Here is a 15,529-nt window from a genome sequence, read left to right on the forward strand (position 1 = left end):
TGCTAATACAAATAGTCTTTGAAAATGGGTGCTTCTTTTGCGCGAATGCTACAGGCGCTGATATTCAAATTGAGGATATCCCTTCTCACCTTGCTCATTGTAAAAATCAATAAAACGGAGTTTCCAATAGACACCATTCAGGTCGCGCAGTATATAATTGATATTTGAATGGACTACATAAGCTGCTTTGTCGAAGTCATAATACTTCCAGCCATACCCGATGATGTCACGGTTATCCGCAAAGTTTAAAGCCACTGCTTCCTGATAACCAATTTTACTGAAAGTCATGGTGGAATCTATTGCCACTGCCATGCCGGGATTAATCAGCACGCCTGTAACCAGGTAAGGCAAAGCTGGATGCTGATCATAAAAGATGTAGCGATAGTGCGTAAACTGCAAATGCCAATCCTGCCGTTTGGGTTCAATATCCGGCAGGTTACCATTTTCTTCAAAAGAAAAATACTTAAAGGTGTAAAGATCATTTTTGGGAATCTGCACATTGTGCCAGTCGCTTCCGTCCAGGTTTGCATATTCCATTTCATAAGCCGCATCCGATACACTTTGAAAAATTATTTTTTTATAGCGTTTTTCGGCGGGTTTTAGATAGCCAAGATCCAAAAGGTACACTTCCTGACTATTGCGCCATTCACCAATGGCTGTTGAATCAGGGTTCCAGCTCGATTCATCCCATTTCCAGGTGACTCCGGAAATGCTGCTGACTGAGTCGAAGTTTTTTGTATTCATCCGTGCGATCAGTGCAAGGTTACCTCCATTCATCCAGATGTGCCAGCCTGATGTTGCTGCTTCAAAACATAAATCCCAGGAATCGTAATTGCTGCCGAGTGTATCGCCGTTACTCAGATTAAAATACTGCTGCCGGTGATAATCCGCAGTCAAAGCAACCTGGCTGATGTGTGCATCGCCCGGCGGCGGAAGTACCATAGCCGTATCTCCCTTAAAGCAGGAAGACATAGCTGTGATAAACAACCATACTGCGATCACAGATACAATAGAGTTCAAATGACGGAGCAGCTGATCTACTTTGAAAATGCCGGATTTCTCCAGCGCACAAAACACTTTCATACATCCTATGTTATGGTATGACATGGATCATTCCCTGTAAAATTTAAACCGCACCGATGCAAACACGAATCTTCCCGTTGCATAAGGGATAGTTTCGGCTCCGGAAGTATGCACAGCTCCGGCATTTGCATTGCTTTGAATATTCACTACATTGAAAATATTCTTAATACCCGCGGAGAACCCTATCCGCTTTTGCAGTGCATATTTGGTTGCCGAAAAGTCAAGAATCGTATAGGCACCGGTGAAAACCTGGATCACTTTGCCCTCTGCATCAAGATTGAATGAAGGCGTTTCACCCGTATGCTTAAAAAAAACGGCACATTCAAAACCGGCTTTTGGAAAGGTCAGCAGTAAGTTGTTCCGGAGCTCAGGCGTAAGTGAGAATTTGTCAATCGCGAACGAATCAGACAATACATTGAAAAGCCCGGTTAAAGAAAAGCCCGTGGTCAATGACAGATGTGCTGAATTCAGTGATGCAGATATAGTTGTCCCTGCTGTTTTATATTCATCAAGATTGATGTACGTATAAAGCTGGGCAGCCTGATCAACCAATGCAAGTGTAATGATATTATGGATGCTGTTATAAAATAGCGCGGCATCGGCTTTGAGATTCCATTTTTCTTCTTCTTTAACTGCAGTAAAAGACAAGCCAAAGTTATCGGATGTCTCAGCCTGGAGTTCACTATTGCCAATAATGTTATGGTTTATATCAACAAAATATAAATCGAGCTCTTTCAATGATGGCGCCCGGAAACCATGAGCATAGGAAGCACGCACCGTGTACTTTGAAAGAAAGCCATACCTGATATTAAGTGAAGGGGTAGCCGGCGCGCCATATCGGGTGTTGTATGAAAAACGAAGGCCGGGACGGATAAAAAAATTATTAAAGGCACGGTACTCTACACTGCCAAATAGGGCATAATCATTTATTTGCTGCTCTCCCGACATTAGTTTATCACCTTTGCCGGTTTCCAGATTGATATCATAGCCGGCCTGAAAATTAGACCTGCGAAGCGGCAAACTGTTGTTATAAGTACCCCTGAATGACCACGAATCAAAAACGTTTGTATCCTGAATCGCTTCCGCAGTCAACAAACTCTGTTCAAGAGATACAAGGTCAGTTCTGTAAATGTTGCGGATATGACGGTAATAACTGTATGCATTGATGAATTGCAGCTTCGCACTATTTGGGAACCGGTATTCAGCAGTCAACGCATTATTCCACCTTCTGGTGAAATAGTAATCATCAAATGCGTATGCCTGATAGGGTGTTAAAACCGGATTTCCCTTGTTTTGGATTTGTTGCTGGAAGTAATCTGTCCTGAATCCGATTTTCAGTGACTTTCCCAGGTAGTCATAATTAAATGTGGTAAAATATTGTTCCCTTGGCTTCCATTCCATCCACCTTGAAGTATCGGTTGATGAAAACCCGTCAAAAAAATTGCGGCCACCTGAAAGTGATATGGCATTGTTGCGCTTACGCCAGAACACTGCAGCATCGCCGTTGTAGGTTCCAACCGTTTCATAGTACAGATGCAGATCTGCCGCTAACGGATAGCTGCTGGTTTTCCTGGTTACAATGTTGATCAAACCGCCAATAGCATCGGTGCCATAACTCACGGACATGGGACCTTCTACTATCTCTATGCGATCCACATTATTCATGTTGATCTGGCTGACATCAATATTACCGCCTTCTCTCCCAATTACATTGACACCGTCAATAAGAATCTTGACATGCTGGCCTGATATTCCATTCATGCTTACACTGCTGCCTAAAATATTATCCTCAGACAACCGGCAATTCAACTGATTCGACAACACATCTGAAAGATTCTTAGCCGCCATTGATTCAATGGCAGATCTGTCAATCACCTTGATGTTATAGATTGATTTATCCGTCGTATTAATGTCATATTGCCCGGTAACGACCACTTCACTGAGGTTCACACTTAACCGGTGGAGGAAAAATGTATAAGAAGCTCCCGGCAAAACGGTATCCTGAATCGTATTAAATCCAGCCGCTTGGATATAAATCGCAACCTTCTCCGGAAAAACATTTTTCAGCTCTCCTTGTTGATCCGTAAAAAGGATCATTTGCTTATCGCCTGATTCAGGATTTAATGGCTGTAGTATAATAACTGCTTCTGCCAGTGGTTCCTTCAGATCATTGTCCATTACAGCAATCGTACCGGGCTTCTGCGCAAAAACAGGACTAAGAAAAAAAACAAATATGCACGTTAACCAACTACCACTGCTGTAATTCACAAATTCAAAAATAAATTTCCCGTTTTTTCAACAAATTCAAACAGATCCGTTCTGCCACTATTGAGCAATCATCACTTTCAGATGCACTTCATCATTTCCCGATTTCAGCGCAAGAAGATATAATCCAACAGGAAGCTCAGGAAGCTGGAACGACCGTTGATTTATACCGGAAGCAGCCGGAAAATCAGTGCTAAATACTTCCCGCCCGTTAACATCATTTAATATGAGCCGAACTTCATTCAATGAGCTTTTCGCATCAAAAACAAGTTGTAACCTGTCATGAACAGGATTGGGATAAACCGCTGCCGCGCTCAGTGCAAGATTCAGGTTACTAACAGATGATACCAAATCAGTCTGGCTCCAGGAGATGACGCCGGTGGAAGAACCTTCAAAATCGGTAAACACCAGTTTATAGATGCTGCCATCTGCAAGCTTTACAAAATAGCATAATGAATCAACGATAACGTATTGACTGCTATTCATGTCAAAATACTTCCAGTCGTATCCAATTGCCGAGATGCTGTTCACATAGGCATTGCTGTAATCGTTAGCCTCTGCGGTGTTTACGTCTACATTAGCAGCCCTTGCGACTGCTACACCTGCATTACTTAAAACACCTGTTACCAGGTAAGGCATATTGTCGGGTGGCAACAGGGTAACATATCGTGTAAACAGGAGGTCCCAATTACTGTTATCCGGTTCCAGGTTTAGCGGTGTGCTGTTGGTAACGGAGTAATAAGCAAAATTCTTATCCGGATAATCAGTGGCATTAAGTGTCACGGTCTGATCATTGGTGTTGTCAAGGTTGGCATACCGGAATGTCCAGTTACCGAAATCCTTTTTTACAATCCAGAGTTTCTTATAGTTGGAAGTACCCAGTTTAAGGATAAACAAAGAATCACCATTTACAACATGCGTAGTCATGTCATAAACACCCCACCCGAAATCAGGAAATACGGTTGTTGACCGGTCAAATGCACCAAATTCCCATGATGTATCACTGTTGAAAAGCTGAGGCCAGGTGTTCAGACCAGCGGTATCAAGGGTAGCCCAACCTGAAATATCAGTATTGGGCACTTGATATAAGGAAACTCCATTGGCAGAATTAATGAATATGGAAGAATTCTGTAAACCCATCCTGAACGCAAGTTCCCAGCTGTTGATTGAGGCCTGTCCTGAAATTCCACTCTGTAACTTCCAGAAAACTTCATTTGCATAACCGGGGCCCATAACAGCGGAAGCCGTTGTCTGGGAAATAGCATTGCCGGCAAATAACAATATAATTATAAGTAGAAATACATTTTTCATTTGGCATTTATTTTATCGGCGCCAAAGGTACATTACCGAATTTCTCACGACCTTTTATAAACATCAATGCATGTTCATTTTACAGTAACATGACATTGAAATCACGTTCAGTGCTTCGCTGCTAATCCATTGCTACGGCACCTTCCTTATACAACTGATCGCGGTATTTTATTGATGGAGAAGTAAGTTTCGGACCGAGGGAAAGCGTGTCCCACTTGTCATCAATGGATTGTATGGTTTGCTCATCCATGCAGATAATATTTGGCCAATCACGATCAAAGCCATCATATTCCTTCGTCTTACGTGTTCCATCAAATCCAATGTGTGAGATCTTCAAATCATCCTCTGCCGGCAGCATAAAACTGTCACGCCGTGGATCAACGTTATTGCTCCAGCGCCAGATTACTGAAGCAAGGTCTTGCACATCCACGCTGCTTTCCACATAAATGATAAACTTCACTGCTTTAAGCTGCGACTCACGAAATAACTTATCATTGAGTTCGCGCAGGTGATTTTTCCGGTTCTTTTTAACGGCAATGAAAACCACAGAAATTCCAATTTCAATAAGCGCGGTATTCACATCAATTATTTCAGGGTACTCCAAGCGCATGGACTTCTTAAAAGCATCTGACCAATCCAATATGGCATCTGTAACAGAAGAGGTCTGCAGGTTGCTGATCAAACTGCTTTGCGTAATACGCAATTCTTCCTGGAATTTACGGGTAGCATCTATGCACATTTTACCACCAAAAGCCATTCGGGAACAAGAATGATCGAGCACATCCATTGGACCCTGTGAGAAGAAAATATCCTGTTGCGGATCAACATTTTCAGACACAGCCTTTGCAACCGCAGTATAATCACTGATATTGATATCCTCATCTACCACCACCAGCATTTTATTAAACATCATTTGCCCGGCTCCCCACATTGCATTGGTAACTTTTTGCGCCTGCCCCGGATATTCTTTCCTGATCTTTACAATGGTCAGGTTATGAAATACGCCTTCAATTGGCAGCTCCATATCAATAATTTCAGGTACCAGTGTCATCTTTATGGGAGCGAGAAAAATTCTCTCTGTGGCCTTGCCGAGCCAGGCATCTTCCTGAGGAGGAATGCCGACAATGGTGGATGGATAAATCGCCTGCTTTTTATGGGTGATACATGTGATGTGAAACTTAGGATAGTAATCTGCCAGTGAGTAGTAACCGGTGTGGTCTCCAAAAGGTCCTTCCATAATATATGCTTCATCAGGATCAACATAGCCTTCAATAATAAAATCAGCATCAGCCGGAACTTCCATATCTACCGTCAGGCACTTCACAAGTTCCACTTGCTTTTTACGCAAAAAACCAGCGAGCATATATTCATCAACGTTTTCAGGCAATGGTGCTGTAGCTGCATAAGTATATACAGGATCACCGCCAAGCGCCACTGCCACTGGCATACGTTTCTTCAGCTTTTTGTATTCATTAAAATGCTTCGCCGAAACCTTATGCTTATGCCAGTGCATACCTGTGAGCACTGGTCCGAAAACCTGCATACGGTACATGCCCACGTTACGGATGCCGGTATTGGGATCTTTGGTATTGATTACAGGCAACGTGAGAAACGGTCCGCCATCAGCAGGCCAGCAGGTCATTACCGGGAGACTTGTGATGTCGGGAGTGGCCATCACCACTTCCTGGCATTCTCCTTTACCTGGCCTCACTTTCGGCATCCATGAAGCCATTTGTGAAAGCTTGGGCAGCATCATCAGTTTTTCAAGAATACTGTCCTTTGGCTTCATCAATGATTTGAACAACTGCTCAATTTCTGATGATACATCATCAAGGTCATTTACACCGAGCGCCATACAAATACGCTTGCGTGAACCAAAGGCATTGATTAGCAAAGGGAATTCAGTCCCGTTATTTTCAAACAAAACCGCCGGTCCGTTATTTTTAGAAAGCCGGTCAATCACTTCCGTTATTTCCAGGTGCGGGTTAACAAATGATTTAACACGAACGAGTTCGCCGGCTCTTTCCAGCTCATCTGCAAAATGTTTTAAAGATCTGTATGCCATGTCAATCCTGTTATCAGGTGTTAAATTTAGAGAAAAGAAACTGCGCAATTCCGGCGGGAGAAGTCTAAAGTAAAATCCACATTAAATGTATGTTCAACACCTGTCAAATCCTGCAACTGTTGCCAGTATAAGTTAACAGGAGACTTATACGTTTTGTTTACAACGAGCAGGATAGGCTGACCTGCGGCAATGCTGATAGTATAGCGGCTGAGAATATAAACTGCTATATCAGTTCACCAGCGCTGATTGTTAAGCATTATGCGGAAATAACTGCTTGAGATTTCCATATAGATGGAACTTTTCAAGGAGAGACAAACTCATCGCTTCTTAAATCATAAATGGATACTGAAACTTTGTTGGTATGCTCCGGAACCAAATATTACGCAAGGCGTTTCAGGCTCCACTGAAATTCACTTGATTTTATCAGTATCAAAAGATGCAGCTAAAATATATTTGCCGCTGACAATCCTACATCAAAAACCGGTACGATTACTTGGCATTAGAATTTATAGGCAAAAGTCATCACTACATTACCACCATTATTGTCAATTCCGACGCCAGGCACCGCTTCAGAGCTCAAGGAATACGGCTGATAATATTGCCTGGAGGAAGTATGAATATAAGCTAAGTCAACAGATAATTTTTCCAGCTTCAAACCCAGACCTCCACTGATGTTTGTTTTGCTATAGTCGTAATCACCGGTTGCAACCCCGGACCTGAAAGGTGACATATAATACCCGAATCCGGCCCGGAAACGGAAAATGTCATAGGCAAGTTCACCACCAACCCGTATGTTGGATACGGAACCATATTTCTGATTAATGGACTGATTTAATGCAGCCTCTACAGAAAGTTCCGAAGCAGGTGCATAGTGGTTAAAGTTATAGTGCATGGATCCGTAATCCATGTATTCATAATCAACTGAAATAAATCCATATTGCTTGAAAAACAATGCCATGCTTGCCATTACCTTCCAGGGTGTTACCAGTGCATAATCATAAACTCCATATGGGGTGGAATAAGAAGCTCCCTGTGTTGTGTCCAGTTTCGCATTAATGTATGAATTGTAGTCATCATGCATGTAATAAATAGTGGGTGAATGGAAAGCGCCGCCAAACCTGATCCAGTCATTCACTCTGTAAGCAATACCGAATTTGCCATTAAACCCAATTCCATAGGTTGACAGATTATCATACAGCTGAAAATTGGAAAAATTGGAAATGGAATTATTTACATCTGTTTCCACATAAGAAGATGAAAAAGTATAGTGAAGTGATGGCATACCGAAAGTGGCGCCTATAAAAAGGTGATCATCATAGTTTGATCCAAGAGTAAACACATATTCAGTTGCCGAACCATCTTCCTGTATCAGCATGTCCTGTTCTACCTGGCCATCAGGAATTACGCTTGTATAAAAATTGGAATCAGAAATATCAGGATTAACCAGGTATGACTCCCATGCCATCGCCGATGAAAACGGATAAGTAGAAGTTATCTGTGAAGGGGGAATTCCGCCGCCGGCATTCAACTCCTCAAGGTAGGAGTCAATTAAAGAATTATCTTCATTAAAACCACGATAGTAGGTAGACTTATTGAAATCATTGATCCGGTTGGCACCGAAGCCGAAATTCAGCCGCTTCCATTTATTATCCGATTGCTTACGGGTGAGATCTGATGAAAATACGACGCCAAAATTGCTCACATTGAACTGGGAGGATGATGCATCATGCAGGATATTCTGAAAGTTAGTCGTAGAATTTGTCCAGGATACGGATGGAGAAAAACTCATTTCCGAACTACGGTAAAGCCCGATGCCGGCCGGATTGAAACTCAGTGAACCGAAATCCGCGCCCAAAGCGCCAAATGCACCGGCAACGCCGAGAAACCTTGCTGATCCGCCAACATTGTTTTGGGAAAAACGAAGTGCGTCTTCATCTGTTTGTGCGAAAACCACTGATTGAAAACACAGGAACAGACCTATGGCTAACAGTATATTTTTCATAACTGGAAATTAAATTGTCAGGAAATTGGAATACCTTATTTTCTGTGAAATGAGCCGGATGAATTCCTGCTGCTGCCGGATGAAAAATTATTTGAATTGCTATGCAGCTGACTGTAACTGCGGCTGGTACTATTGCCGTTGCTGATTGAATGCCGCTCGGAATTAGCATTCATTTTTATTTGCTGACCGCTTTTGCTGCTTCTGCCTGATGCGACTACATTTCCTTTTTGATTTTCCAGCCCATTGATTTTTTGCACCGTCGGGCTTTTTGAAAATTGTGCATTGCCTGTAATGTTGGCTTTGACGCTACTACTACTTTGTGGTCCTTTAGTTACGTCTTGAATGCCCTGGCTTGCAGCAATGCCGGTATTGCCTGTCTGCTGATGGTTGTTAGAAGCATTGATTGCCGCATTGCTGGCGCGCTGTTGCTGAAACAACAATTCTGCAGAGGAACTCGTGCGCGGACGGCCGTCCTGCGTATTCTGACGTGCCGGATTATTGGCAGGAGTAACCGAATGGGCAGGCGGAACCACTGATTTGATATCATTTGACTGGCCATTCAAATTAGGATTCTTACCGGTAACACCTTTTACATTGCCAGTTTCTGAAAGATTCCCGTCTTCAATAACAGGGTTACGCTTTATGTCTTTCGTTACTCCACTTCCTGTTGTAATTACAGGTGCTGCAACCCCGCTTTTGGCATTAACGGTATTTTGTGAAGCAGGAGCGGCAACATTAAGACCGGAACTGCCTGCCATTCTGCCTCCATCACCATTTAACCCGCCTTCTTCCCCGGCAGAACTGTAACTGCGTCCGCCTCCGTCTGAAGAAGTGTTACTGCTCGATGAGCCACGTGGTCCGTAGTAAGTATTGCCTCCGTAATAATACCCATCACCATAGCCACCATAATAACCGCCACCACAGTAACCCCCGCCATAGTATCCATTCCAATAAGGATAGTAATAAGGATAACCACAGTAACTATAAGGATAATACCATGAATAATAGGGATAATAGTATGGATTATAGTATGGATTATACCACGAACTTCCCCAACCAAAACCTATAGACCACGAAACACCAAATCCCGGCATGGAATAATATGGGCTGAAATAACTAAATCCTAATGACGGACCATACCAGTGGTTTAAGTCTGCCGAATAACTGCTTTCGCTTCCGTAAAAGTCGTAGTTCTGGCCTTCATAGTAATTATTGGTTATATAGCTTGTTCCATTCTCATCCGTGTATTTTTCCGTGGTGGTATAATCAGGATCCGGGTTAACCTGACCATCCTCATAAGCGGATGCGGGTGCATCTGAATAGTAATCATCTGTTGCACCTGCCGACGACTCTGTTTTTACAGTATATAAATCATCACTGTTTACGGATGATTGCATCTTATTCCCTGTGGAACAGGAAGCGAAGAAAATCACTGCTGGTATAGTTAGAAGAAGTGTCGTTTTCATAATCCTGGGATTTAAAAATGTGACTTTAATTAGCCCTTTAAGTTTAATACCAAAAAATGAGTTTTAAAAAAATGAACTATTTTTCCGACTATTATCCAACTTGTATGCCAAAAGTACGACATGAGTAAAGAAATTACAAATAGGAACGATGACTATGCACAATGGTACAACGACCTTGTTATCAAGGGAGGATTAGCAGATTATTCTGCTGTACGCGGCTGCATGGTAATAAAGCCTTATGGGTTCGCTATATGGGAAATGATGCAATCTGTTCTGGATTGTATGTTTAAAGATACAGGACATCAAAATGCCTACTTTCCGCTGTTTATCCCAAAGAGTTTTCTTGCAAAAGAAGCGGCCCATATCGAAGGTTTTGCAAAGGAATGCGCAGTAGTTACACATTACCGGTTAAAGAATGATCCTGACGGAACAGGTGTAATAGTTGATCCTGATGCAAAGCTGGAAGAAGAATTAATTGTGCGACCCACTTCTGAAACCATTATCTGGAATGCCTACAAAGGATGGATTAAATCTTATCGCGACCTACCACTATTGATCAACCAATGGGCCAATGTGGTCAGGTGGGAAATGCGGACCCGTTTATTCCTCCGTACTACCGAATTTCTGTGGCAGGAAGGACATACAGCTCATGCTACCCGCGAAGAAGCGTTGGCTGAAGCCCGCACCATGCTCGATGTTTATGCTTCATTTGCCGAAGATTGGATGGCTCTGCCGGTGATTAAAGGGTTGAAAACGGTGAATGAAAGGTTTGCCGGTGCAGAAGAAACATTCTGTATAGAAGCCCTCGTGCAGGATGGTAAAGCAATTCAGGCAGGCACCTCACATTTTCTGGGTCAGAATTTTGCAAAAGCGTTTGACGTCACATTTACGAATAAGGAGAATGTATCTGAATTTGTCTGGGCTACTTCATGGGGTGTTTCCACAAGACTCATCGGCACATTGATTATGGCCCATTCGGATGACCGGGGTTTGATTTTACCGCCGAAAATGGCGCCTGTTCAGGTCGTCATTATTCCAATTGTAAAAACGGAAGATCAACTGATGCTCATCAATGAAAAAGCGGCTATCATTCAGAAATCACTGCAAGCCCGCGGTATCAGTGTAAAATATGATAACGATGAAAAGCAAAAGCCGGGCTGGAAGTTTGCAGAGTATGAACTCAAAGGCATACCCATCCGTATCGCTATCGGACCACGCGATTTAGAAAACGGTACAGTTGAACTGGCCAGGAGAGACACGCTGACTAAATCAGTCGTCTCAATTGCTGGACTAAATGACACCATTGCAAATCTTTTGCAGGCAATTCAGCAGAATATTTACAATAAAGCGCTTGCCTATCGGGAATCAATGATCACCGCCGTAAATTCCTTTGACGAATTTAAATCAGTACTTGATGGAAAAGGTGGTTTCATCTCTGCTCATTGGGATGGCACATCCGCCACGGAAATCAAGATCAAAGAAGAAACAAAAGCAACTATACGGTGTATTCCTTTAAACAATCCTGCTGAACAGGGTACTTGTATTTATTCCGGCAGGCCGTCTGCACAGCGTGTGCTCTTTGCCCGTGCCTATTAAATTATTTATACGATGTCAGAAAAATCAATTGGCATAGGATCAAGGATACAACATGCAAGGTTTGGTTTAGGCGTGATTACCGGCGTGCGCCTCACCACCTATCTTATCACCTTCATGGAAGCTGGCCTGCATGAAATTGATCAGTTTGATGCACAGCTGGAAATAATTGAGGCGGTTGAAATTTCATCGGAAATTGAAACGCTTTCGGAAGTCGAAAAATCATTATTAGGAATATTAAGAAAATGGAGCGACGCCCAGGAAATCGTACCACTGGGTGAGCGATGGACCGGTGGAACATTGATATTAAAGCCCGCGGACAGCAAGTTACAGTCAAAAGAAGTGCCTATTGATGCATTCTTTCATAAGATTGTTATGCTTCGTGACCGACTACGCGTCTTGGAGCAAAACATAAATAGTCATGCTAAACTTTCGGATGAAGAAAAGGTTAATCTTCAACAGTATATCACCAGAATTTATGGTACGCTCACTACCTTCAATGTATTATTCAAGTACAAAGAACACCAGTTTGCTGGTGAAAAAGGAAAGCAGGATTGAGCAGCCTGCTTCAGGTTGATGTTACTTTCTCATTATTCACAGCCAAGTCTTCCTTCTGCGCCTTCTTTTTCGGCCTGCGCGAAGAGGTTTCTTCCTCACCGATCAGGTAGGCAAATGGTTTCAGCTGATCAACACTGTCAAAGACTATCTTGGCAATCCCAAGCAACGGAATAAATAAAATCATACCGGCAACACCCCACACCATGTTACCAATTAATATTACGCCTATGGTAGCTAATGCATTTATTTTTACCTGTGAACCGGTGATGCGTGGCGTCAGGAAATTATTATCAACAAATTGGTTAAAGATGAACAATCCCAATACACCCATAGGATAGAACAGGCTGTCTTTAGTGATCAGGGCCAGCAGAATAGGAAGTCCGGCACCTATCCATACACCGATATAAGGTATGATATTTAATACCGCAGCCAGCACGCCAAAAAAGATCGCATTCTGAATGCCAAATAGCAGCAACCCGGCTGAATTGAGTACCGACATCACACCCATTACGATCAATACCCCTGTGAGATACTGGCCTGTAATCTTTGTGATTTTCTCTATCATAGTGCTTGCCTTTTCATGATGCCCTTCTTTGATGAGCATCAGCAGGAATCCCTTTATTCGTTGCCTGTATAGAAGAAACAAAATAAAATGGAGAATCATCACTCCGAAAGCAGCAAGGGTTCCTCCGGTTGATATCAGGATTCCGGTTGCCCAACGATCAGCATTGGACAGGATAAGCGCTGTTTCCTTGTCAATGAAACTAACCTGGTTCTCAACGGTAAACCCCGTCATTCTCTGAATGAATTCCTGGAATTGGTCAAATTTTATTCTTAGCTGTGATTCTATGACAGGCAGATCCTGCGTAAAACTTATGATCTGCGTTGAAATCACCATGATGATACCAGAGATGATCAACAGAATGATTAACAGCGAGGCGATGATTGCCAGGATCCTTGGTGTACGGTAACGCTCCAGTAAACGGTTAAATGGCAACATCAGCATGGAGAGAAATGCCGCAAAAGTTACCGGTACGAGGTAGAAACTTAATGCTTGAAGGATAATAAATGAGAGTACAAAGAATAACAGAATGAAAACATACAATGCAATACGCGGGATTCCGGATGTGTTCATAGTCATACAAAATAGATTATTATTAATTATTTCACAAAAAATGGCTTATTGGTACACCGCTTCATATCCGATATTTGATATCCACCGTCAGAAATTGTGGTGAAAACAATGCATCAAAAACAATCGTCTGCGCTGTCTTCCTCATTTTGCAGATCATGCATTTTACTAATTCTTAACATCTCTGAATAACTCTTCTTTCCCCATCCCGAATTCAAAAGCTATCTTTGCGACCGTGAAAAATATCAGGAATTTCTGCATAATAGCGCATATAGACCATGGTAAGAGCACTATGGCGGACCGGCTGCTGGAAAAGACGAAGACAATAACAGAACGTCAGATGATGAACCAGGTGTTGGACGACATGGATCTCGAGCGGGAAAAGGGTATTACCATCAAGAGCCATGCGATTCAGATGTTGTATGAGCTGAATGGTGAAAAATTTGTCTTAAACCTAATCGATACCCCTGGCCATGTCGATTTCAGCTACGAAGTATCAAGAGCTATTGCTTCCTGCGAAGGAGCGTTGTTATTAGTGGATGCATCTCAGGGTATTCAGGCACAAACAATTTCCAATCTTTACCTCGCTATTGAAAGTAATCTTGAAATCATTCCAATAGTTAATAAAATTGACATGGCCGGTGCCATGATCGAAGAAACATGCGATCAGATAATTGATTTGGTAGGCTGCAAACGAGAAGATATTCTGCTGGCAAGTGGTAAAACCGGCCTTGGAATCGATGAAGTGCTTGAAAACATTGTGAAGAGAATTCCAGCTCCTAAAGGCAACCCCGATGCACCACTGCAGGCACTCGTCTTTGACTCGGTTTTTAATTCCTATCGCGGTGTAATAGTTTACTTCAGGATCTTCAATGGCGAGTTAAGAAAAAATGACAAGGTTAAATTTTTTAATACGGGAAGTGAATATGAAGCGGAAGAAATCGGTGTGCTGCTGTTAGAACGATCACCACGTGAAGTGATCAGCACCGGCGATGTTGGTTACATCATTACCGGCATCAAAGATGCCAGTGAAGTAAAAGTTGGTGATACGCTTACACTGCGTAACAAACCGTGTGCAGACTCTATTCATGGTTTCGAAGAGGTGAAACCAATGGTTTTTGCCGGTGTCTATCCGGTAGACACTGACGACTATGAAGAGCTACGGGATTCTATGGAAAAACTGCGGCTGAATGATGCTTCGCTGACTTTTGAACCAGAATCATCTGCTGCACTGGGCTTTGGATTCCGGTGTGGTTTTCTTGGCATGTTGCATCTTGAAATAATCCAGGAGCGGCTTGATCGTGAATTTGATATGCCGGTCATTACGACCGTCCCCAATGTTTCCTATCATTCTTATACAACGGATGGAAAGATGAAAATCGTCAATAACCCCAGCGATCTTGATGAACCAACAAAGCTGGAACGTGTTGAAGAACCATATATCAAGGCTCAGGTGATTACTAAGCCGGAATACCTCGGCGCAATCCTGTCACTGTGCATAGGCAAAAGAGGCATTCTCAAGAATCAGGCTTACCTCACTCCTACGCGCGTGGAAGTATCATTTGAAATGCCACTCGCCGAAATCGTATTTGATTTCTATGACAAGCTTAAATCAATCTCAAAAGGATACGCCTCATTCGATTATCATCCTATTGGTTACCGTCCCGGCGATCTTGTGAAACTGGACATTAAACTGAACAGCGAAAATGTGGATGCCTTATCTGCATTAATACATAAAGACCGTGCATACGATTTCGGACGAAGAATTTGTGAAAAATTAAAAGAACTGTTACCACGGCAGCAATTTGTGATCGCTATACAGGCTGCCATTGGCCAGAAAATTATTGCACGGGAAACCATTTCAGCGCTGCGAAAAGATGTAATTGCAAAATGTTATGGCGGTGATATCAGCCGGAAAAGGAAGCTGCTGGAAAAGCAGAAAAAAGGTAAAAAGCGCATGCGGCAGATTGGAAATGTAGAAGTACCGCAATCTGCATTCCTGGCTGTACTGAAGCTGGAAGATTAATCATCAGAGAAACTGAAAAAGGCGCCTT

10 protein-coding genes are annotated in these 15,529 nt (G+C 42.7%); 3 read left to right on the plus strand and 7 right to left on the minus strand.

Features of this window, described 5'->3' with window-relative positions:
- Window positions 1–48: 48 nt before the first annotated feature.
- From K1X61_06790 to K1X61_06815, 6 genes are all read right to left on the minus strand, one after another.
- Window positions 49–1,083 carry an HmuY family protein gene (locus K1X61_06790; GenBank protein ID MBX7108334.1) on the minus strand — a complete coding sequence of 345 codons (1,035 nt, stop codon included), beginning with the start codon at window positions 1,081–1,083 and terminating at the stop codon, window positions 49–51.
- A gap of 27 nt (window positions 1,084–1,110) precedes the next feature.
- Window positions 1,111–3,351 (minus strand): TonB-dependent receptor, encoded by a 2,241-nt coding sequence (locus K1X61_06795; GenBank protein MBX7108335.1) that lies wholly within the window; start codon window positions 3,349–3,351, stop codon window positions 1,111–1,113.
- Between the two features lie 57 nt (window positions 3,352–3,408).
- Entirely contained in the window at window positions 3,409–4,659 is a 1,251-nt protein-coding gene (locus tag K1X61_06800) for a T9SS type A sorting domain-containing protein (GenBank protein MBX7108336.1), read from the minus strand.
- A gap of 121 nt (window positions 4,660–4,780) precedes the next feature.
- Window positions 4,781–6,724 carry a menaquinone biosynthesis decarboxylase gene (locus K1X61_06805; GenBank protein MBX7108337.1) on the minus strand — a complete coding sequence of 648 codons (1,944 nt, stop codon included), beginning with the start codon at window positions 6,722–6,724 and terminating at the stop codon, window positions 4,781–4,783.
- 499 nt (window positions 6,725–7,223) lie between these two features.
- A complete protein-coding gene (locus K1X61_06810; protein ID MBX7108338.1) occupies window positions 7,224–8,726 on the minus strand; it encodes an outer membrane protein transport protein in 1,503 nt (500 codons plus the stop codon).
- Between the two features lie 35 nt (window positions 8,727–8,761).
- Window positions 8,762–10,192 (minus strand): hypothetical protein, encoded by a 1,431-nt coding sequence (locus tag K1X61_06815; protein MBX7108339.1) that lies wholly within the window; start codon window positions 10,190–10,192, stop codon window positions 8,762–8,764.
- Window positions 10,193–10,312: 120 nt separating this feature from the next.
- On the opposite strand from K1X61_06815, the gene proS reads away from it, so the two are divergent.
- Together proS and K1X61_06825 are read left to right on the plus strand one after the other, a co-directional pair.
- The gene (proS, locus tag K1X61_06820) at window positions 10,313–11,788 is read left to right on the plus strand and encodes a proline--tRNA ligase (GenBank protein ID MBX7108340.1); all 1,476 of its coding nucleotides are present in this window, start codon (window positions 10,313–10,315) and stop codon (window positions 11,786–11,788) included.
- 12 nt (window positions 11,789–11,800) lie between these two features.
- A complete protein-coding gene (locus tag K1X61_06825; protein MBX7108341.1) occupies window positions 11,801–12,343 on the plus strand; it encodes a hypothetical protein in 543 nt (180 codons plus the stop codon).
- A gap of 10 nt (window positions 12,344–12,353) precedes the next feature.
- Here the strand turns inward: K1X61_06825 and K1X61_06830 are convergent, their stop codons facing one another.
- Window positions 12,354–13,478 carry an AI-2E family transporter gene (locus K1X61_06830; protein MBX7108342.1) on the minus strand — a complete coding sequence of 375 codons (1,125 nt, stop codon included), beginning with the start codon at window positions 13,476–13,478 and terminating at the stop codon, window positions 12,354–12,356.
- Window positions 13,479–13,710: 232 nt separating this feature from the next.
- Here K1X61_06830 and lepA point away from each other — a divergent pair, with 232 nt between their 5' ends.
- On the plus strand, window positions 13,711–15,501 hold the full coding sequence (gene lepA, locus K1X61_06835; protein ID MBX7108343.1) for a translation elongation factor 4: 1,791 nt from the start codon (window positions 13,711–13,713) through the stop codon (window positions 15,499–15,501).
- Window positions 15,502–15,529 lie beyond the last annotated feature (28 nt).

The sequence above is a fragment of the Chitinophagales bacterium genome (genome assembly GCA_019694975.1).
Classification (GTDB): Bacteria; Bacteroidota; Bacteroidia; order Chitinophagales; family UBA10324; genus JACCZZ01.